Annotated in this window: 20 protein-coding genes; 10 read left to right on the top strand and 10 right to left on the bottom strand. The window is 56.3% G+C overall.

What is annotated here, in order from left to right; genetic code table 11:
• Window positions 1-70 precede the first annotated feature (70 nt).
• Both B0B07_RS11355 and B0B07_RS11360 read right to left on the bottom strand, forming a co-directional pair.
• Complete coding sequence (locus tag B0B07_RS11355; RefSeq protein ID WP_159438444.1) at window positions 71-1,531, bottom strand: polysaccharide deacetylase family protein; 1,461 nt, start codon at window positions 1,529-1,531, stop codon at window positions 71-73.
• 226 nt (window positions 1,532-1,757) lie between these two features.
• Window positions 1,758-2,903, bottom strand: a complete 1,146-nt coding sequence (locus B0B07_RS11360; protein WP_076759029.1) for a zinc-dependent alcohol dehydrogenase — start codon at window positions 2,901-2,903, stop codon at window positions 1,758-1,760.
• 105 nt (window positions 2,904-3,008) lie between these two features.
• Between B0B07_RS11360 and B0B07_RS15495 the strand changes: the two genes are divergently transcribed.
• From B0B07_RS15495 to B0B07_RS11375, 4 genes are all read left to right on the top strand, one after another.
• A complete protein-coding gene (locus B0B07_RS15495; protein WP_268753124.1) occupies window positions 3,009-3,137 on the top strand; it encodes a hypothetical protein in 129 nt (42 codons plus the stop codon).
• Complete coding sequence (locus B0B07_RS11365; protein WP_076759031.1) at window positions 3,134-3,781, top strand: pentapeptide repeat-containing protein; 648 nt, start codon at window positions 3,134-3,136, stop codon at window positions 3,779-3,781. Before B0B07_RS15495 ends, B0B07_RS11365 begins: the two co-directional genes overlap by 4 nt.
• Window positions 3,782-4,031: 250 nt before the next feature.
• Window positions 4,032-4,499 carry a hypothetical protein gene (locus B0B07_RS11370; RefSeq protein WP_076759032.1) on the top strand — a complete coding sequence of 156 codons (468 nt, stop codon included), beginning with the start codon at window positions 4,032-4,034 and terminating at the stop codon, window positions 4,497-4,499.
• Between the two features lie 172 nt (window positions 4,500-4,671).
• A complete protein-coding gene (locus tag B0B07_RS11375; protein WP_076759034.1) occupies window positions 4,672-6,063 on the top strand; it encodes a VanZ family protein in 1,392 nt (463 codons plus the stop codon).
• A 112-nt stretch (window positions 6,064-6,175) separates the two neighbouring features.
• Here the strand turns inward: B0B07_RS11375 and B0B07_RS11380 are convergent, their stop codons facing one another.
• The 4 genes from B0B07_RS11380 to B0B07_RS11395 form a co-directional block, all read right to left on the bottom strand.
• Window positions 6,176-7,015, bottom strand: coding sequence for an LCP family protein (locus B0B07_RS11380; RefSeq protein WP_234982372.1), 840 nt, complete (start codon window positions 7,013-7,015; stop codon window positions 6,176-6,178).
• Window positions 7,016-7,148: 133 nt separating this feature from the next.
• Window positions 7,149-7,676, bottom strand: a complete 528-nt coding sequence (locus B0B07_RS11385; protein ID WP_076759037.1) for a sigma-70 family RNA polymerase sigma factor — start codon at window positions 7,674-7,676, stop codon at window positions 7,149-7,151.
• 217 nt (window positions 7,677-7,893) lie between these two features.
• Window positions 7,894-8,382: a nucleoside deaminase gene (locus B0B07_RS11390; protein WP_076759039.1), complete on the bottom strand. Its 489-nt coding sequence runs from the start codon at window positions 8,380-8,382 to the stop codon at window positions 7,894-7,896.
• Between the two features lie 82 nt (window positions 8,383-8,464).
• The gene (locus B0B07_RS11395) at window positions 8,465-8,908 is read right to left on the bottom strand and encodes a VOC family protein (RefSeq protein ID WP_076759040.1); all 444 of its coding nucleotides are present in this window, start codon (window positions 8,906-8,908) and stop codon (window positions 8,465-8,467) included.
• Between the two features lie 154 nt (window positions 8,909-9,062).
• Between B0B07_RS11395 and B0B07_RS11400 the strand changes: the two genes are divergently transcribed.
• Window positions 9,063-10,001 (top strand): EamA family transporter, encoded by a 939-nt coding sequence (locus B0B07_RS11400; protein ID WP_076759041.1) that lies wholly within the window; start codon window positions 9,063-9,065, stop codon window positions 9,999-10,001.
• Window positions 10,002-10,076: 75 nt separating this feature from the next.
• On the opposite strand, the gene B0B07_RS11405 is transcribed toward B0B07_RS11400, so the two are convergent.
• Window positions 10,077-12,200 (bottom strand): MMPL family transporter, encoded by a 2,124-nt coding sequence (locus B0B07_RS11405; protein WP_076759043.1) that lies wholly within the window; start codon window positions 12,198-12,200, stop codon window positions 10,077-10,079.
• Between the two features lie 535 nt (window positions 12,201-12,735).
• Window positions 12,736-13,233, bottom strand: a complete 498-nt coding sequence (locus B0B07_RS11410; protein ID WP_076759044.1) for a CarD family transcriptional regulator — start codon at window positions 13,231-13,233, stop codon at window positions 12,736-12,738.
• Window positions 13,234-13,380: 147 nt separating this feature from the next.
• Here B0B07_RS11410 and B0B07_RS11415 point away from each other — a divergent pair, with 147 nt between their 5' ends.
• Genes B0B07_RS11415 through B0B07_RS11425 form a run of 3 tightly spaced genes read left to right on the top strand, consistent with a single transcriptional unit; the run spans window position 13,381 to window position 14,313 of the window.
• Window positions 13,381-13,824: a MarR family winged helix-turn-helix transcriptional regulator gene (locus B0B07_RS11415; protein WP_076759046.1), complete on the top strand. Its 444-nt coding sequence runs from the start codon at window positions 13,381-13,383 to the stop codon at window positions 13,822-13,824.
• A gap of 27 nt (window positions 13,825-13,851) precedes the next feature.
• Entirely contained in the window at window positions 13,852-14,067 is a 216-nt protein-coding gene (locus B0B07_RS11420) for a hypothetical protein (RefSeq protein WP_076759047.1), read from the top strand.
• Window positions 14,068-14,085: 18 nt separating this feature from the next.
• Window positions 14,086-14,313, top strand: coding sequence for a hypothetical protein (locus B0B07_RS11425; protein ID WP_076759048.1), 228 nt, complete (start codon window positions 14,086-14,088; stop codon window positions 14,311-14,313).
• Between the two features lie 105 nt (window positions 14,314-14,418).
• Here the strand turns inward: B0B07_RS11425 and B0B07_RS11430 are convergent, their stop codons facing one another.
• Window positions 14,419-14,619 carry a cold-shock protein gene (locus B0B07_RS11430; RefSeq protein ID WP_040225409.1) on the bottom strand — a complete coding sequence of 67 codons (201 nt, stop codon included), beginning with the start codon at window positions 14,617-14,619 and terminating at the stop codon, window positions 14,419-14,421.
• A gap of 277 nt (window positions 14,620-14,896) precedes the next feature.
• Between B0B07_RS11430 and B0B07_RS11435 the strand changes: the two genes are divergently transcribed.
• Together B0B07_RS11435 and B0B07_RS11440 are read left to right on the top strand one after the other, a co-directional pair.
• Window positions 14,897-15,439 (top strand): NfeD family membrane protein, encoded by a 543-nt coding sequence (locus B0B07_RS11435; RefSeq protein ID WP_076759050.1) that lies wholly within the window; start codon window positions 14,897-14,899, stop codon window positions 15,437-15,439.
• Window positions 15,440-15,504: 65 nt separating this feature from the next.
• Window positions 15,505-17,076 (top strand): flotillin family protein, encoded by a 1,572-nt coding sequence (locus B0B07_RS11440; protein ID WP_076759052.1) that lies wholly within the window; start codon window positions 15,505-15,507, stop codon window positions 17,074-17,076.
• A 66-nt stretch (window positions 17,077-17,142) separates the two neighbouring features.
• Here B0B07_RS11440 and B0B07_RS11445 read toward each other — a convergent pair whose 3' ends face one another.
• Complete coding sequence (locus B0B07_RS11445) at window positions 17,143-18,126, bottom strand: EAL domain-containing protein (RefSeq protein WP_076759294.1); 984 nt, start codon at window positions 18,124-18,126, stop codon at window positions 17,143-17,145.
• Between the last annotated feature and the right edge of the window lie 175 nt (window positions 18,127-18,301).

Raw genomic sequence — 18,301 nt, forward strand, 5'->3', positions numbered from 1 at the left:
ATCGTTCTTTTAGTCCCGGTATCGTCACGGCCCAAACAAAAATCCCCGCCCAATCAGGCGGGGGTGAGTCTCATTGATTAAAATATGGACCGATTCCGGAGTCGGCGGTCAGTCCTGCGAGCTGACGCACGGTGACGAATTGATAGCCCTTCGCCTTCAATTCGGCGATCATCTGCGGCAGCGCATCCGCTGTGGACGCATGGATGTCGTGCATCAGGATGATGGCGCCCGGATGGACCCTCCCGGAGACAAGCCGGTTGACCGCGCCGGCATTTCGGCTCTTCCAGTCGAGCGAGTCGACGGACCAGAGCACGATCGGCGTGCCTGATTCGGAAGCGGCCTGCTTGACCGCATCATTGATCGCTCCGTATGGCGGCCGCTCCACGTCAGGCCGTACACCCGTTGCCGCCTCGATTTTCCGGGCGGAGCCGACCATCTGCCGGCGGATGCCGTCAATCCCGAACTTCGTCAAGTCCGGGTGGCTGTCGGAGTGGTTGCCGATCTCATGGCCGGCCTCCGCGACTTGCCGCGCCACATCCGGATAGAATTCCGCCTGTGAGCCGAGCATGAAGAACGTCGCCTTCACATCTTCCCTTTCCAGTGTCTCGAGCACCCGCGGGGTGACCTGTGGATGGGGCCCGTCGTCGAACGTCAGCGCGACATATTTGCCGTCAGGATCCAGCGGTTCCGGTTCCCCCGTGCCCCTGACATCGCCGTCAATCGTACCGGAAGGCTTCGCCACGCCGATGCGCGCCGAGGCTTCAGGGTTCATGAGCAAGGAAACCTGATCATACGGGAGTTCCGCCTGTACGATTCCGGCCGAGCCGGCCGCAACTTCATACTCATCAAAATACACCGTGAACGATCCGTCGCCGAGCGACCACTTCCAGGAGGAAGGATCGGCGAGCGCAGCCTCGAGCGCTTCATCGGACACTTGATCCATGAGTCCGTCCTGTGCCTCGATCGCTTCCTTCACAAGCCGGCCGAGTTCCGCTGCATCCAGGCCGCCTTCGAGGTCGAACAGTTCACCGAGCGGCACGATCCGCTTTTCATTCATGTCCACCGTGAACGGCATGACTTCCGTCTGGCCGTTCGCCCCGCCGGTGAACCGGTAGGAGGTGAATACAAGGCTGAAAAGCGAATCGCCGGCCTGCTTCGTATCGAGTCCGATATTCAAGTGGGCGCGCATCTCTTCGCCCTGCTTTGATCCGTTTTCCTTCAACTCTTCTTTGAATGTCCGTGTCTGTCCGTCGATCCACTCCCGGATCGGGGCGTTCACCGTCTCGCTATCCGATGACAGCTCACTGATCGCGGATGTGTATGTATCTGTGTCCTTGACCGTCGTCCTCAGATCCAGGCCCGGGAGCACGCCCTTCTGCTCCGTCACGACCGCCGTCGCCTGTCCGCTCTGCTCTTCCTTCCCGGTCAGCGACGGAATCGCCAGGCTCAGAACAAGCAATCCGGCCGTCGACAGCCCGACGAGCAGGACCCATAGCGGAATATGCAGCCATTTCACCTTTCTCCTCAGCACCTCGAACCAGCCTCTTTCCGAATTTCGGCCGTCCGGTCTTCTCTCTGTCGGACCGCCTTCTATGATTCTTCGATTATACCATTTGGAAAGAGATTCCGGCAGAGGGCAAAAAAGATTCAGAAGGGTAAGATAATCCAAAAGTGCCGCCTTGCCGGGGAAGGCCCAAACGAAAAAAGCCGGCGGGAACGGACGCTTCCCGCCGGCTTTTTTCATGGATGATCAAGGGTCAGGGCTTCAGGATGACTTTCGTGCATTCGTCGCCGTGCTCATAAAACGTCTTATAGGCGATCGGCGCTTCTTCGAGCGGGACGATGTGGGAAATGATCTCGGTCGGATCGATTTTATGCTCCGTGATCATCTTGAACAGGTCCGGCATGAGATGGGGGACCGGTGCCTGGCCGGTCTTGATCGTCACATTGCGTTCGAAGAACCGGCCGAGCGGGAATGCGTTGTACCAAAGACCGTACACACCGGTGAGCTGGACGGTGCCGAACCGGCGGACAGCACGGTGTGCCGTCCGGAGCGCGCCGAGCGAACCGCCCTGCAGCTTCAGTTTCTGTTCCGCCTTCTCCATTGGGGTTTTTTCGCCGTCCATTCCGACGCAGTCGATGACGATGTCGGCCCCGCCGTTCGTGAGGTGCTTCAGGTAATCGCCCGTCTCCCGGGGGTCTTTGTAGGCAACCGTCTCGACTTTGTTCATCCGGCGTGCCTTTTCAAGCCGGTACGGAACGCTGTCGACCGCGATCACCCGCCCGGCGCCCATCATCCAGGCGAACTTCTGCGTCATGAGTCCGATCGGCCCGCTGCCGAGCACGATGACCGTATCTCCTTTCTTCACGCCGGAGTGCAGCACGCTCCAGTAAGCAGTCGGCAGCACGTCCGACATGAACAGCACCGCTTCATCCGGCACTTCCGCTGACTCGGGGATGACGAACGGCAGGAAGTTCCCGAACGGCACGCGCAGGTACTCCGCCTGGCCGCCCGGGTGGTTGCCGTACATTTCGGTGTAACCGAAGTACCCGCCGAAATCGGTATGCGGCGTCGGGTTCGTGTCAGGGTGATCGCATTGGCTCTCCATGTCATGCGTGCAGTACCAGCACTCGCCGCACGCCACGTTGAACGGGATGACGACCCGGTCGCCCTTTTTCACCTTGGTCACGGCTTTCCCGGTTTCCACGACGATGCCCATCGGCTCATGGCCGATTACATAGCCTGGACGCGTCGGGACGGATCCGAGATAAATGTGCAGATCGGATCCGCAGATGGCGGTGGACGTGACCCGGATGATGATGTCATCGTCTTTTTCGATTTTCGGCGCTTCGACGTTCTTGACCTGAATATCCTTCGTGCCCTGGAACGTAACGGCTCTCATTCGGAATCCTCCTTTGGGTGTCTCTTCTATGGATTGCCGTTTGGATGCCCAAATAAACGCAGGGGGTGCGGGCGCGCGGGGGACAAGGTATACTGGAAGGACGAAATGTGGTGGACGAAAGAGGGGGAAGAACCGATGATTTTCGGGATGGACAGCGTACCGGGCTGGTTTTATGTCGTGGCGATCTGCGTCGTCCTTCTTTTTGTCTTCTTCGCCGAGTGGTGGACAAGATGACGGGAAAGACGATCAAGATCCAGAAGCCCAAGGTCGGGAAAGTCTTGCCGGAAGCGGGATGGGAGGAAGCGTTTGATCAGGATGAAGGCACCGTCCATGCGGTCTGCATCGAAGGCGGGACGGCTTTTTCGGACGGCGGGCGTGTCCGTTTTGACGGGGCGGAATTCCGGAAAGTCGATTTCCGCGGATTCGAGGCTGCCGGATCCGAACTGCTTGATGTGATTTTTGACGGATGCGATCTGTCGAATGCCGATTTTTCGCGTTCCTCGCTGCACCGCTGCATTTTCCGGAGGGCGAAGCTGACCGGGGCCGTCTTCAGTGAATCCTCGCTGCGTGACGTCCGATTCGAAGGGTGCGCGGGCCGGTATGCCAGCTTTAACTTCTCCAAGATCGAACGGACGCAGTTCGATGACAATGAAATGGAATCCGCCGATTTCGTCGGATGCGAGCTGAAGGGTGTGGTATACGGCAAGAACCAGCTCGACGACGCCAGCTTCCTCGACACCGACCTCGCCGGCATCGACCTGACCAAGACCGAATACAGCCGCATCACCGTCACTCCGCGGCTTCTCGCCGGCTGCAAGGTCACCCGTGACCAGGCCATCGGCTTTGCGAGGACGTTCGGCCTGGAGATAGAGGAGTAAATGTAAGGGAGGACGCCGCGAGCCAGCCGGAGAAATTGGCCCGTATGCCGCGGCAACGGCTTCAGTCGTCTCCGGACTCTTCGATTCGAACCGGGGCCGGAGGTGCCTTCCGCACCGAATTGCGACGCACCCAGAAGGGCAAGCGATGAATCCGCACCAGTTTGCGTACGACTCACCAAAAATGAAAGGCAGATAGAACGCACACACTGCCAAGATCCGCACAACTCAACCAGACAAGGAAGGTGCAGCCATGCTCAATTTTGCAGAAAAAGAGGCCATCATCGGGAAGTTCCCCGAACTCACTCGGAAAGAAGTATCGATGGGACGGGTGAACTACCACTTCGACGAGTCGCTCCATGAAAAGAAGATCGTCGTCCGCCATCTCCACGAGAACGGCAACGGGTTTGTCTACGTCGGCAAGCTGCCGGAGTACGAAGCCGACAAGAAAGGCTTCATCAACATCCGCGAATTCTCCGCGGAAGAACTGGAGCAAGTGATCGCCGATGCCATCGCCTATCTGTCCACGGATCCGGCAGGCGAACCGGTCAATGAAACATGGAAAAACCGGGAAGGCACCGTGCTTCACTTGAAAGAAGAAAACGGCTATTTCAACCTGTATTACGGGGACAACCTGGAAGAAGGATTCGGCTCCGCCAAGGAAGCGCACGTCTACCTGCTGGACGAAGGCTTCCGTCCCCAGGGAGGCGGAAACCGCTGATGGACGGCAAAAGGTTCCTGCTCGTATTCATGACGATCTTCATCCTCGTCATCATCGGCGTCCTGCTCTCTTTCTGGGTGTTCTACAAAGTGGATCAATGAAACCGTGCAGCCGTCCCATCCAGAGGGGCGGCTGATTTTGAAGCCGGCAAGCATGTAAGGGGGGGATGAAATTGAGGCTGCAAGAAATCTTCGGCCTGGTGAGGGACTATTTTTATGTGGCTTTGATTGCGGTTCTCGTGCTGGCCGCCGTCTTTGGCCTCCTCTACTATGCCGGGCGGAAGACAGTCCTGAAAGGGAAGGAGCCAATCCCGAAAAAACGGCTGATTGCCATCGCCGCGTTTATCGGCTATATGATCATGGTTGCCGGCGTCACATTCCTGAACAGGGGACCGGGCTATCAGGGCGGGGTGGACCTGTCACTCTTTTCGACTTACCGGGAAGCCTGGTATTTGTTCAGTGTGCGGCATTGGCAGTTCATTTATCTGAATATCCTGATGCTTGTCCCGTTCGGCGTCCTCCTGCCGCTGCTGCATCCTCGTTTCAGGAAGGCGGCCTGGACGATCGGGCTTGCGGCCTTGCTCACCCTGTCCATCGAGACGATCCAGTTGATGACCGGCTACGGCAACTTTGTGGCCGATGATCTGTTCAACAATCTGATGGGGGCCATCATCGGATACGGTCTGACGATGGGCGTCATCAGTCTCAAAGAAAAAGGGTTCAGGCGGTCGCTGCCCTATTTTACGCCTCTGTTGCTCGTGGCCGTCCTGTCGGGCAGCCTGTTCGGTTATTACGAAGCGAAGGAATTCGGGAATCTCTCCATTGTTCCGGCACACCGGGCCGATCTAAAGGAAGCCCGGGTCATGGCGGACCTCTCGTTCAGTGACCGAAGCAAGACCATTCCCGTCTACAGGGCGCCCGTCTATACGAAGAAACAGGCCGACGGGTTTGCCCGCAGGTTTTTCGGGCGGCTTGGCGGAAACCCGGCGGATATCGAGGACCTCTCTTATCCTGACGAAGCCCTGTACCGGCTACACGGGGAAACAGCCTATCAGCTGTCCGTCCGGTTCCGGGACGGAAGCTATGAACTGACGGATTTTTCGCAGCTCGATGACGGCAAGGAACCGGAAGACACGGATGAAGAAACGTTGAGGGAAAGCCTGGCCCGGTTCGGGCTGGACATCCCCCGGGACGCCGCGTTCCAGAGAGCCGGCCCGGGAAAGTATGAGTGGACCGTAAAACAGCTGGAAAGCGGAAACCGTCTGACGGACGGCACATTGACCGCCGTGTATTACAACGACGGAACCGTGAAGCAGGTCGACAACCGCCTGGTCACTTACGAGAAAGTGAAGGAAGTGCGTGTGAAAAGTGAGCAGGAAGCATACGAAGACCTTCTCAAAGGCAAATTCCTGACCTTTTCGGACGAGCGGACGATCGGTGCGTTGGAGGTCCGGGATGTCCGGATGAGCTACTCGCTCGACTCCAAAGGCTACTATCAGCCGGTGTACGCCTTCCGCTGTGAAATGGACGGCGAGGACAAGACCCTCCTCGTTCCGGCGATCTGACAGTTGTTTTGAACATAAACAGAAGAAGGCTCCCTGCACGGACGATTTCGTCCGATGCAGGAAGCCTTTGTTTCTTTCCGAGACTTTTCTCAAAACGCGCCGCGGGTCCCGCTCAGTCGAATGAGGTGAAATCCTTTGAGACGGATTTCAGGAAGTCTTCCTCGAATGTGATGTAGTACGCCCCGTCTATCATTTCATCTTTGATTCCATCCAAGAGGGATACCGATCGGATCGAGGGGAGTTCCGTCCGATCCTCCAGCAATTGTCCGATTGAAATGTTGCCCTCTATTTCCTGCAAGAGAACTGGTTTCAATTGTGTTTTGGGCACTGTGCTGAGTTGCTGGATGACCGCGTTCAGGATGGCTGATTGGTCTTGTGCATCCAGACTTTTTCCTGCCGCAGCATCCATCAACAAGGCCGCAACCTCTTCGCCGTTGAAGCGATTCATCCCTTTCTTGAATTCAAAGGACACTTTGGATAGGGCCCTTACGCGAATATCGTCCCGGAGCTCGTATTCGATTCCGCCCGTCGAATCAATGATGGATGAAAAGGTTTCTAAATCCATGATCGCATAATGATCGATCGGCAAATCAAAAAGCTCTGAAACCGTCGATCTTACATTTTCAGCTCCTCCCGAATTCCGTTCATAGGCAAATGTCAATTTGTCATAGGAAGGGGTTCCGTCATCCTGACCCGATATCGGGGCATACGTATCACGGGGGATGGAGAGGGTGTTGATCATCTTTTTGTCTTTTCGGTAAGAGAGGAGAAGGTTGACGGGGATCCGATTGTGATCGTCTTTCACAGTGAATAGGATGGTTGAGACAGGATCTTCCCGATTTGCTGATGGACCTGCGGCGTCTTCATGGTTGGGGGTGCCGGAGAAAATCGAGGGGAAGAACAAAAATAAGCACAGTGCCGCCACGAATACGGAAGCCGTCAACGGCAGCATATACGAAACGATCGACTTCTTTTTCGTGTACGTATTTTCCAGCTTGTGCACTTGTTCAAAGACTTTACTGCGGTCTTCTTCAGTGAATTTGAGTTCAGGATCGGACGTATGACCGAACCGGTCTTTTGGCCGTTTATCTTTCATGAAGTTCCGCCTCCTTGATCATCGGCTCCAGACGCTGCTTTGCCCTTCTCAGCCGGGTCTTCACTGTATTCGCCGGTATGTCCAGAACTTCGGAAATTTCGGTTGTCTTCAATGACTCGTAATAGTAAAGGTAGACCACTTCCCGGTACACTTTTGGAAGGGAATAGATCGTATTTTTTATGTACTGTTCATGATGCTTATCGATCACGGCATGTTCGGTTGACGGCAACAGTGAAATCGCGGTGTCATGAATAAAGCTTTTTACCTGTACCATTCTGTGATTCCAGCTTTTCAAATAGTCTTTGCATTCATTGATGGTGATCCGGTAGAGCCATGTCTTTATTTGTGCATCAAACCGGAATGAATCAAGGTTTTTATAACATTTGATAAACGTATTCTGGACCAGGTCCTTGGCGTTCTCCGCATCTTTCACGTAAGAAAACGCCAATCGCACCAGTTCATCACCGTATTCAACCATCAATTTTTCCAATATGAAATCCTTTTCTTCTTTGTCCAACCGGGTATCCACCCCTTTCATATTTGAATTCAGCTATTAGACGACGGCTGAAACAGAATCGGTTCAATAATAAAATCAAAGATCGTGGGGAGATTTGATTGGCGGGGGAGATCAGCCGGTCTGGGCCGGGAATCTGATCATTGCCATAAATTGAAGAAGGCTTCCTGCACGGGACGATTCCGTTCCATGCAGGAAGCCTTTGTCGGGGACTCTGATCTTAGGATTTTCCAATATGAAGCTGGCGGTGGAGTTCGCGGACTTGTTCTGCCAGTCCGGGGACAGGGCCGTCCACCCGGGTATCCCGGATCACCTCGGAAATCGGAAGGCTGCGGACACGGGATTGCGACGGATCCATCCCCATTTCCCTCAGCCAACCCGCCAATTGCGCCGATGAGCTGGCATAGACGATCCGGCCCAGGCCGACCCATCCATGTGCGGCCGCACACATCGGGCAGTGCTCGCCGGACGTATAGACAGTGGCGGTTTCCCTTTCTTCCGGTGTCAGGTTTTCCGCGGCCCAGCGTGCGAGGGCGAATTCCGGATGCTGCGTATGATCCCCGCCGGCCACCCGGTTATGGTCTTCCATTAGAATTTCGCCGCCGGCAGACACCAGGACGGAACCGAACGGCTCATCGCCCTTTTCCAAAGCTTCCTTCGCCAGATCCACGCATCGGTTCAAAAACTCCAAGTCTGCATCGTTGATCATCGGAGATCCTCCTCACTTCCATTTTGGGGGTGCCCGGTCATGGGCGGGTCAAAAGCCGGCTGCGGCCAAGACAGGTGCATGCTCATTGGTCCTCGATGACCAGCATATTCGATTCGTCGAATTGCCAGTCTTCGCCATAAGCCACTTCCCAATAGTAGCCGTCCAGGTCGGTGAAATAACCTCCATAGCCGCCCCAGTCCGTCTTTTTCGGAGCTTTTTGGATGGTCGCCCCGGCTGCTTCCGCCCGGAACATCACCTCATCCACTTCTTCCATGGACTTCGCATTATAGGCCAAAGTGATTCCGGGGAATCCGCTTGAAACAGCAGGCGGCAGGGCTTCATTCACATCTTTTGCAAGCTCCTCCAGCGGGTACAGGGCGATCCGGCTTCCTTCATTTCTGAAGAAGATGATAAAAGGCTGCTCCTCTGTTCCTCGGATGGACGTGTCGAACCCAAGCTCTTTAAAGAAATGATGGGATCTGACGATATCCCTTGTGCCGAGGGTGACCAGGTTCAATCTGTTCATATTTTTCCTCCTCAAGATGAAATCTGTCCGGAACCGATTCGTCCCGTGTTGCAGGCCATCCTCTGATTTCGGTCCGGTCGGAATCCGGGTCTTCCGGACATCCGGTATTTCCGTTAAGATCATACTAACAGATTAAATAGATGGAGAAATGCATATGAGTCAAAAAAGTCGGACAACCGGGCTGCTGCTCGTCATGTCGGGCGCCGTTTTCTGGGGCGTCGGCGGAACCGTCTCCCAAAAGCTGTTCCAGCAATACGGAATCGAAGTGAACTGGCTCGTGTCGACGCGGCTGCTCATCGCCGGCATTCTTTTGCTCGCGGTCCAGTTCCTCTGGAAGGACCGGAGCCAGATCCTGGACGTATGGCGGAACAAGGCGACCGCTTTCCGGCTTGTCCTTTTCGGCCTGCTCGGCATGCTGGCCGTCCAGTATACATACATGGCGTCCATCGACCACGGCAATGCGGCAGTGGCGACGCTCCTGCAATACTTGGCGCCGGTCATGATCATCGTCTATACGGTGCTGCGGAAACAGGCCATTCTGAGCAGCCGGGACATCATGACGGTCATCCTGGCACTCGGCGGCTGTTTCCTCCTGCTGACGAACGGTTCGCTCGCAGGGCTTTCCGTCCCGATGCCGGCTGTTGTCTGGGGAGTCCTGTCGGGCGTGTCGCTCGCGTTTTATACGCTTTATGCCGTCCCGCTCCTCGCACGGTTTGATTCCCTCGTCATCGTCGGCTGGGCGATGACGATCGGCGGGGCCGCGCTGAGCTTCATTCATCCGCCGTGGAGGGCGGATCTTGCCGGACTGCCGCCCGAAGCATACGGCTACCTCGTCTTCGTCATCCTCTTCGGGACGATGCTGGCATTCTGGTTTTACATTGAAAGCCTTCAGAGTCTGGCGCCGAAAGAAACGAGCCTCCTCGGCAGCCTGGAGCCGCTCGCGGCCGTGCTCACGACGGTGTTCTGGCTCGGGGAACCATTCGGCCTCTTCCAATGGCTCGGGACGGGCTGCCTCATCGGCATGATCCTGATGCTGGCGCTCACCGGAAGCCGGAAGGGGACTGGCGGGGCGCAGCAGGCAGCGGACCTATAGAGTTTTGGGGTTCAACATAGATGAGAAAAACGAGGGTGCTTTGGGCACCCTCGCTTTTCATTCACTCCAAATTGCTCAGTGCCAATTCCCGCCCCTGTACGGTCCTTTCCGGAACGGCAGCCACCAGTTCCATTTCCCGAACAGCTTCATGAGGCTCGGGACGAGGAGGAGGCGGATGATCGTGGCGTCGATCGCCACGGCGATCGCGATGCCGACGCCGATCTGCTTGACCGGCATGACGTCTGTGAAGGCGAAGGCGCCGGTGAGGACGATCATGATGAGCGCCGCGGAAGTGATGATCTTGCTCGTTGCGGCAAGCCCTTCGACGGTCGCCCGGTCATTGTCGAAGTCCTTCGTGTATTCCTCCTGGATGCGCGAGATGAGGAACACCTCGTAGTCCATGCTGAGGCCGAAGACGAGGCTGAAGACGAGCACCGGGATGATGAGCGCAATCGTCCCCGCTTCAAGCCCGAAGTGCCCCCACTGGAAGATGTAGACGAGCGCGCCGAATGCAGCCGACAAGCCGATGATGTTCATGAGGATTGCCTTCAGCGGGATGAGCACGGAGCGGAAGGCGATCATGAGGATGATGAATGTCGAGACGACGATGAGGGCCAGGACCCATCCGATCTTGTCCCAGATCTCATCAAAGATTTCCTGGTTGAACTTCGGATAGCCGCCGACGGACAGGTTCCACTCCGTGTCTTTTTCCGCCCAGTCGCGGGCCCAGTCCTGGGCACCCGCAGAGGCGCCGTCGGGCTTGAGCGTCACCGGGACGAGAAGGGCGTCGCCGTCCGTGAATGCGTCCATCAGCGGTTCGAGCGCTGCGTCGGCCTGAGGCATTTGAGCGGCCTGCATCCATTCATCGGCTCCGCTGATATCCCCTTCGGTGAAGATCGTCGTTACTTCATCCGTCCGCGGGTCGCCAAGCAGGGCATCCTGAATTTTTTCAATCTCCCGGATGCCGTCCTCGTCGTCCCAGCCGCCGTCCCGCTCGGCGATGAGATAGGCATTGGAGTTGCTGAGGCCGAATTCATCCTCGATCTTTTCGAATGCCTGCCTGGAGTCGTTCGATTTCGGCAATGAATCCATTTCCGGAATCGTGAGTTCCATATCCTTCACCGGGATGACGAAGATGCCGAGGATGAGAATGGCCCCGATTGTCACGAGCACCGGCCGGCGGATGACCCGTTCTGCGAACTTCCGCCAGCCGGTCGTCCCGTTTTCTTTCACTTTGATGACGGTCCATTTGTTCAGCCGGTCCCCGAGAACGAGCAGGACCGACGGCAGCAGTGTAAGCGACGTAAGGACGGCAAGCGAGACGAGGATCATGCCGCCGAGTCCGATATTCTGGAAGATCTCGATCCGGATGATGAACATCGCGCCGAGTCCGATGAACACGCAGAACGCCGAGAACAGAACCGACCGCCCGGCGGTCAGGATGGTCGTCCGGACCGCATCCGGCACCGGTTGCTTTCTCCGTTCTTCACGATACCGGTTGATGAAGAGGAGCGAGAAGTCGATGCTGAGGGCGAGCCCGAGCATCGGGACGATATTCATGATGAAGATCGACAGGTCGACCGAGCCGCCGAGGATCGTCAGAATGCCGAACGTCGTCAGCACGGTCGCAATCGCGACGAAAAACGGCACGAGCGCCGCGACAACGGAACCGAATGCAAGGAGGAGGACGATGAGCGCGATCGGCAGCCCGATCGCCTCCGCCTTGATCAGGTCGCGCTGGCTCGCCTTGTTGATGTCTTCGGTGATGGCGGACCCGCCGGTGAGCGTCGTGCCGTCCTCCTTCACCGCTTTGCGGATGTCAGAAACAGCTGCCGGCATATCCGCCTCATCGCCAAACTGGAGCATCGCATAAGACAGCCCGTCCGAGTGGAGCGCGGGATCGTCGAGCGGGGAGGCGATATCCTCGGTGATGCCGAGCGCCTCCACCCGGTCCAGCTCTTGCCTGACCGACTCCTCGGACAATCCGTCAAAGACGAGGAACAGCGTCTCTGCCGGCATGCCGAACTCGTCTGCCACCCACTCCATCACCTGTTCATGCTCTCCGTCCATCCGGAACCCGTCACCCTCGAGGACGCCGGGCAGCTTCACGGCCTGGAACGCCATGAATCCCGCGAGGAGTATCCAAAGAGCAATGATCCACTTCGGAAAGCGGATCACAAAATTTGCTAAGCTGCGCACTGCATGTCTTCCTTTCCCTGCCAATAATCAAATCATTCTCTCATCAGTTTACAGGACGGGGGCAGGGTTGTCGTGCGGGAGGGGGCCCGAAGAGCGGTCCATAATTCATAAGGAGTGCCCATGATTCACAACGGTCGTCCATAATTCATAAGAGCGGTCCATAATTCACAACGGTCGTCCATAATTCATAAGAGCGGTCCATAATTCACAACGGGCCTCCATAATTCATAAGAGCGGTCCATAATTCACAAGGGCCCTCCATAATTCATAAGGAGTGCCCATAATTCACAACGGTCGTCCATAATTCATAAGAGCGGTCCATATTTCACAACGGCTCTCCATAATCCATAAGAACGGTCCATAATTCACAACGGCTCTCCATAAGCAATGGATTATGGTTTTGAACCGGCTGGACAAATCGGACCGGATTTGTTGATGCAGATGAAGGCGGCAATCCATTTGGATCAATTAACAGCTAACGTTGCCTGATGAAAATGAAAAGAGGATGGCAAACGCCATCCTCTTCCATCATCATTCAAACCCCTTGTCCCGCCAAGATCTGATCATTGATCCGGTTGCCGACTTCCTCAGACGTGAGGTCCAGGGCCATGGCGATTTCGTGGAACAGCAGGTTTTGGATCGTGGACAGGGTTTTCCGGTCCTGATCGTACATTTTCTGGTCGGTCGTCAGCTGCCGGGTGATGAGGGCATTGGCCACCATGGCGATGTCTTTCCGGCTTCCCGACTGGACGAGCGAATCATAGGACCGGCCCCTGACCCTCGTGTCCTGGATCCACTCGATCCCCGGCTGTCCGAACAGCGCCAGCAGCTCCTCGGCTTCTTTCCGGCTCATCACCTTCGTGATCTTCTGTTTTTTCCCGTCTGCGGGTGTGCTGATCTTCAGCGACGGCTCATCGAGCGGGTGGAGCGAATAATATGTCCGTGTGCGGCCAAATAAATCCTTCTCGCAAATGTCCGTGATCTTACAGAGTCCGTGTTTCGCATAGACGACAACATCTCCAATCTCAAACATCCGCAAGGCCTCCTTCCGGTTGAAACGTCAACCTGGTTTACAATCATTATACGCAACTTTCCCATTTTGGTCAACTTGGTTGACAAATGACGCGAGGCTTGCCATGATTAACACGCATTTTGTAGGAAGTGGAGAGGAAGAAACCACATGGAAAAGCGCCAACCAGGATTGATCGACCTGCTGGGGGAACAGTATGCACAGCTCCGACGGACAGCGGAAGAGCGTTGGGCCGAGCAGTCGGAAACGGAGATTTCCAGCTCCGAGTGGTTTCTCATCGGACGGATCGGCGGGGAACAGCCGGCAATTGCCGAAGTTGCCCGACAGACCGGCATCACCCGGCAGGCAGCCCATAAACTCATCAAGAAGCTTCTGGAAAAAGGGCTAGTCGAGGTAAGCGCAGACGAAGAAAATAAAAAAGCGAGACGTGTCCGGCTGACCGGTTTCGGAACGGAATGCCTGGAGAAGAACGAACGGCTGAAACACGGATTGGAACAAGAAGTGGAAGACACGATCGGGGCAGCCCGGCTCGCACAGCTGAAAGTGATCCTCGCCGAAGATTGGGGAATGGATAAAGAAAGACCTGCGGATTAATCATGAACCGGGCAAAGGAGGGATCATTTGCCGAAACTGTCCATGACGGAATGGATCCTGCTCGGAATCGGACTCATCATCCTGATTGCGTCGTTCTTCGAGCGCAGCCTCTTCCGTTATATGTTCCTGACATTCGCACTTGCCTTCGTCTACCGGGCGGTGCGGCCGAAGGAGGGGGAAAAGCGGTCGTGGAATCTCCTGATCGTCCTGATCTTGCTGGCCGGGTTCCTGTTTGCCCGGTAATACGTGGAGGTGCAGATGATGAACAAGATCGGTAAGCCTGAAGTGTTTTTCATAATCCTCATTGCGATCATCGGGATCGGGGCCATGTTTCAGCCGGCCCTGCTGAGATATTTGTTTTTGGTGCTCGCCGCCTCGTTTGCCTACCGGGTCATCCGGCCCCAAAAAGGGGAAGAGAAGCACCGGTGGCTGAACATGCTCGGTGTGGGCATCGGCCTGCTCGGATTCATCTTCATTCATCCCGCATAAAAAGTGACGAACCGCCGCCCGGAAAGAGGGCGGCGGCTTTTAGGTTCCATCACATAAAAAACGCCGCCTCCCGGAGGAGACGGCGTTTGTAGTCGTTATCTAAAATTAGATTTTTACGACGTTCGCAGCTTGAAGACCGCGTGGGCCTTCTTCGATTTCGAACTCAACTTCTTGACCTTCATCAAGGGACTTGAAACCGTCTTGCTGGATAGCGGAGAAGTGTACGAATACATCGTCGCCATCTTCGCGTTCGATGAAACCGAAGCCCTTTTCTGCGTTAAACCATTTTACTTTACCTTGTTCCATGTTTATTTCCTCCTTGCGTGCTTGTGGCACACGTGTGTTACTATCCTTGCTCAAGTCCTGATCAGTCAAGATGAAATTGAATCCATCCGAACGTCACGCCGAACAAAAATAATTCATTGTCATCATAACAGCTTTGGGAAATTCGTGCAAGGGTTTTGGAGAATCTTCATGAGGACAGACCTCCGTCTTCAAATAATCCCAATAATTTTCCGAACTTTTGAAACCTTGGATTGGGTTCGTCCGTATATCAGTCAAGCAGACGGCGGAGGTGGGGTAAATGGAAGTGTTCGGGCTGCCGGTGACCCAGTTGTATCTGATCGTGCTCGTGGTCGCCGGCCTGGCAACGGTGCTGTATCTGTTTTTCGGAGATGTGGCGGACGGCGCCGGAGAAGCACTGCCGTTCGTGAATCCTGCGGTGATCCTGGCATTCCTGACATTCCTGTCGGCGGGCGGGTTCATCCTGGAGAAGACGACGGATCTTGGAAGCGTTCTGATCATGGTGGTTGCGGGCGCATTGGCTGCGGTGCTGTCGTTCCTTCTTTATTTTTTCGTACTGCTGCCGCTCCGGTCCGCAGAGGCCTCGACCGCATATACAGATGAGTCGCTGCTCGGCGAAGTCGGCCGGGTGATCGTGCCTGTGCCGGCAGACGGGTTCGGCGAAGTCGTCATCGAGACGGTGAACGGCCTCATCCCGAAGCGGGCGGCAGGCTACGGGAACTCGGAGATCGCCTATGACAAGGAAGTGCTCATCCTGGAGATCAAGGATGGGGCACTCATCGTGAAGGAGTACGAACCGTTCCGATTTCCGGACATGAAATGAGCGGCCGCCCGTCCTGCTGCCGTCGGGTCGTTGAAGCCAGTTACAACTAAAAGGGGGAAACATTTATGGTATGGATTGCAGTCGGCATTGCGGCGTTCGTGCTGCTCGCCATCATCGGCGTCTATGTGACGCGCTACCGGACGGCCGGTCCGGACGAGGCACTCATCGTCACGGGGAGCTATCTTGGGACGAAGAATGTGCACACGGACGGATCCGGCAATAAAATCAAGATCATCCGCGGCGGCGGGACATTCGTCCTCCCGGTATTCCAGCAGGCGGCACCGCTCAGCCTGCTTTCGAGCAAGCTCGAAGTGACGACGCCGGAAGTATACACCGAGCAGGGCGTGCCGGTCATGGCGGACGGCACGGCGATCATCAAGATCGGCGGCTCGATCACCGAAATCGCGACCGCCGCCGAGCAGTTCCTCGGCAAGGCGAAGGAAGACCGCGAAAACGAGGCGAAGGAAGTCCTTGAAGGCCACCTCCGCTCGATCCTCGGGTCCATGACCGTCGAGGAGATCTACAAGAACCGCGACAAGTTCTCCCAGGAAGTGCAGCGCGTCGCTTCCCATGACCTCGCGAAAATGGGCCTCGTCATCGTGTCGTTCACGATCAAGGACGTGCGCGACAAAAACGGCTACCTCGACTCGCTCGGAAAACCACGGATCGCCCAGGTGAAGCGCGACGCCGACATTGCGACGGCGGAAGCGGAAAAAGAGACGCGCATCAAGCGGGCGGAAGCCGACAAGAATGCCATGCAGGCCGAGCTTGCACGCGCCACGGAAATCGCGGAATCGGAGAAGGACAACCAGCTGAAGGTTGCCGAATACCGCCGCGAGCAGGACGTCGCGAAAGCGCGTGCCGACCAGGCGTATGAGCTGGAATCGGCCCGCGCCAAGCAGGAAGTGACCGAGCAGGAAATGCAGGTCCGCATCATCGAGCGCCAGAAGCAGATCGAGCTCGAGGAAAAGGAAATCCAGCGCCGGGAGCGCCAGTATGATTCTGAAGTGAAGAAAAAGGCGGACGCCGACCGCTATGCGATCGAGCAGAACGCGGCCGCAGAGAAGGCGAAACAGCTCGCCGAGGCGGATGCAGAGAAGTACCGCATCGAAGCGCGGGCAAAAGCGGACGCCGAAAAAGTCCGGCTCGATGGAACGGCCAAGGCCGAATCCGAGCGGGCGCAGGGTGAGGCCGAAGCGGATGTCATCCGCCTGAAGGGTCTTGCCGAGGCTGAAGCGAAGCGAAAGATCGCCGAAGCGTTCGAGCAGTACGGCCAGGCTGCGGTCCTCGATATGATCGTCCGCATGATGCCGGAATACGCGAAGAACGTCGCGGCGCCGCTCGGCAACATCGACAAGCTCACCGTCGTCGACACGGGCAGCGGCGAAGGCGGCGGTGCGAACCGCGTCACCGGCTACGCCACAAGCCTCATGACCGGACTGCAGGAATCGCTCAAAGCCTCGTCCGGCATCGACGTGAAGGAAATGCTCGAAAACTACTCGGGCAAGCACAACCTCCGTCCGAGCCTGAACGACATCGCATTTGAAATGAAGGAAAAGCGGGAGAAGGAAGGCCCGGGAGCCGTGAAGCCGGAAGATGAGTCGCCGGCGGGTGATGTGGAGACCGTGGAAATTTAATAAAGAAGAAAGCCGGAGACCGTCCTGTGATACAGGTGCGGTCTCCGATTTTTGTTTGAATGATTCTTAACCGGCAATCGGACGCGGCTTTCCGAACAGATAGCCCTGGAACAGCTCGAATCCGGCATTTTTCAGCCAGCGGAACTCCGCTTCATCCTCGATGCCCTCGGCGAGCGGGACGCCGCCGGTGAAGCGGGTCGCCTCAAGCACGTCAAGCGCGACTTTCTGCTTTTGGGGGTCGAGGTGGACACCGGTTACGTATTGGCGGTCAATCTTCGTATAGTATGGCCGCATTTCACGGATCGTCTCGACTGTGTTGAACCCGGCGCCGATATCGTCAAGGGCATACCGGAAGCCGTTTTTCCGGTAATAGTCGAGAATCCGCTTCAGATGGGCCTGGTTCTTCACTTTCTCGGTCTCGACAACTTCGAAGACGAATTGCGAAGGATCGATGCCCAGCTCGATTGCCAGCTGCACCGTCGATCGCAGGCAATGCTCAGGCGAGTAAATGGAGTTCGGGACAAAATTGATGAAAACCCGGGTCCCGACAGCAGCTGACTGGCGGACCGCATTCATTCGGCAGACCCGGTCGAGTGCGTACAGACGGTTGCGGGTTCTCGCGGCTTCGAACACCGGAAACGGAGAAAGGAGGTCCCCGTCTTCATTCCGGAACCGGGCCAGCATCTCATGGGCGTACACGCTGCCGCTTGCATCCACGATCGGCTGGACATGGAAATGGACCGCCTGCTCGTCAATGATCCGGTCGATCCACTCGGCATCCACCAGCCCGGATGCTTCGCTGACCGGCCTCCATGCATCCCGCCGGTCGATCCGGAAGCGGATATGCGCCGTATCCATGTGCTGTTCCATATAGTCAAGGAGCCCCTTCATTGCGGCTTCCCGTACAATGTGGCTGCTGTCTCCTTCCCTGACCAGTAACCCGAGTTCTTCCAGATGGCGGTGAATCGCCGGAAGGTGCTGCCGGTTTTCGGGAGTTGAATATTCGATTTCAAATTCCAGTGCGTGAGGCCTGCAGATATCGCAAAACATGAGGATCCCCTTGCTTTCTGTAGGCTTGTCCGGATGGAAATCCGTCAGACGCCTGTTTTTCATTGATCTTTCTATCATTATATTCCAGAAGGTGCCGGGTGGCACGTTTAAACAGGGGTCATCATACGCCCTGATGTGGTTGCTTAACACTCAGGAACCGTTTCTTAACACTCGG

The sequence above is a fragment of the Edaphobacillus lindanitolerans genome (genome assembly GCF_900156305.1).
Classification (GTDB): Bacteria; Bacillota; Bacilli; order Bacillales_A; family Planococcaceae; genus Bhargavaea; species Bhargavaea lindanitolerans.

What these genes read in the sequence shown, in the direction of transcription:
- B0B07_RS11440 (WP_076759052.1), top strand. Translation starts at nt 15,505, where the DNA reads ATGGTATGGATTGCAGTCGGCATTGCGGCGTTCGTGCTGCTCGCCATC.
- B0B07_RS11425 (WP_076759048.1), top strand. Translation starts at nt 14,086, where the DNA reads ATGAACAAGATCGGTAAGCCTGAAGTGTTTTTCATAATCCTCATTGCG.
- B0B07_RS15495 (WP_268753124.1), top strand. Translation starts at nt 3,009, where the DNA reads ATGTGGTGGACGAAAGAGGGGGAAGAACCGATGATTTTCGGGATGGAC.
- B0B07_RS11435 (WP_076759050.1), top strand. Translation starts at nt 14,897, where the DNA reads ATGGAAGTGTTCGGGCTGCCGGTGACCCAGTTGTATCTGATCGTGCTC.
- B0B07_RS11430 (WP_040225409.1), bottom strand. Translation starts at nt 14,619, where the DNA reads ATGGAACAAGGTAAAGTAAAATGGTTTAACGCAGAAAAGGGCTTCGGT.
- B0B07_RS11415 (WP_076759046.1), top strand. Translation starts at nt 13,381, where the DNA reads ATGGAAAAGCGCCAACCAGGATTGATCGACCTGCTGGGGGAACAGTAT.
- B0B07_RS11370 (WP_076759032.1), top strand. Translation starts at nt 4,032, where the DNA reads ATGCTCAATTTTGCAGAAAAAGAGGCCATCATCGGGAAGTTCCCCGAA.
- B0B07_RS11380 (WP_234982372.1), bottom strand. Translation starts at nt 7,015, where the DNA reads ATGCTGCCGTTGACGGCTTCCGTATTCGTGGCGGCACTGTGCTTATTT.
- B0B07_RS11360 (WP_076759029.1), bottom strand. Translation starts at nt 2,903, where the DNA reads ATGAGAGCCGTTACGTTCCAGGGCACGAAGGATATTCAGGTCAAGAAC.
- B0B07_RS11365 (WP_076759031.1), top strand. Translation starts at nt 3,134, where the DNA reads ATGACGGGAAAGACGATCAAGATCCAGAAGCCCAAGGTCGGGAAAGTC.
- B0B07_RS11410 (WP_076759044.1), bottom strand. Translation starts at nt 13,233, where the DNA reads ATGTTTGAGATTGGAGATGTTGTCGTCTATGCGAAACACGGACTCTGT.
- B0B07_RS11390 (WP_076759039.1), bottom strand. Translation starts at nt 8,382, where the DNA reads ATGATCAACGATGCAGACTTGGAGTTTTTGAACCGATGCGTGGATCTG.
- B0B07_RS11445 (WP_076759294.1), bottom strand. Translation starts at nt 18,126, where the DNA reads ATGTTTTGCGATATCTGCAGGCCTCACGCACTGGAATTTGAAATCGAA.
- B0B07_RS11395 (WP_076759040.1), bottom strand. Translation starts at nt 8,908, where the DNA reads ATGAACAGATTGAACCTGGTCACCCTCGGCACAAGGGATATCGTCAGA.
- B0B07_RS11400 (WP_076759041.1), top strand. Translation starts at nt 9,063, where the DNA reads ATGAGTCAAAAAAGTCGGACAACCGGGCTGCTGCTCGTCATGTCGGGC.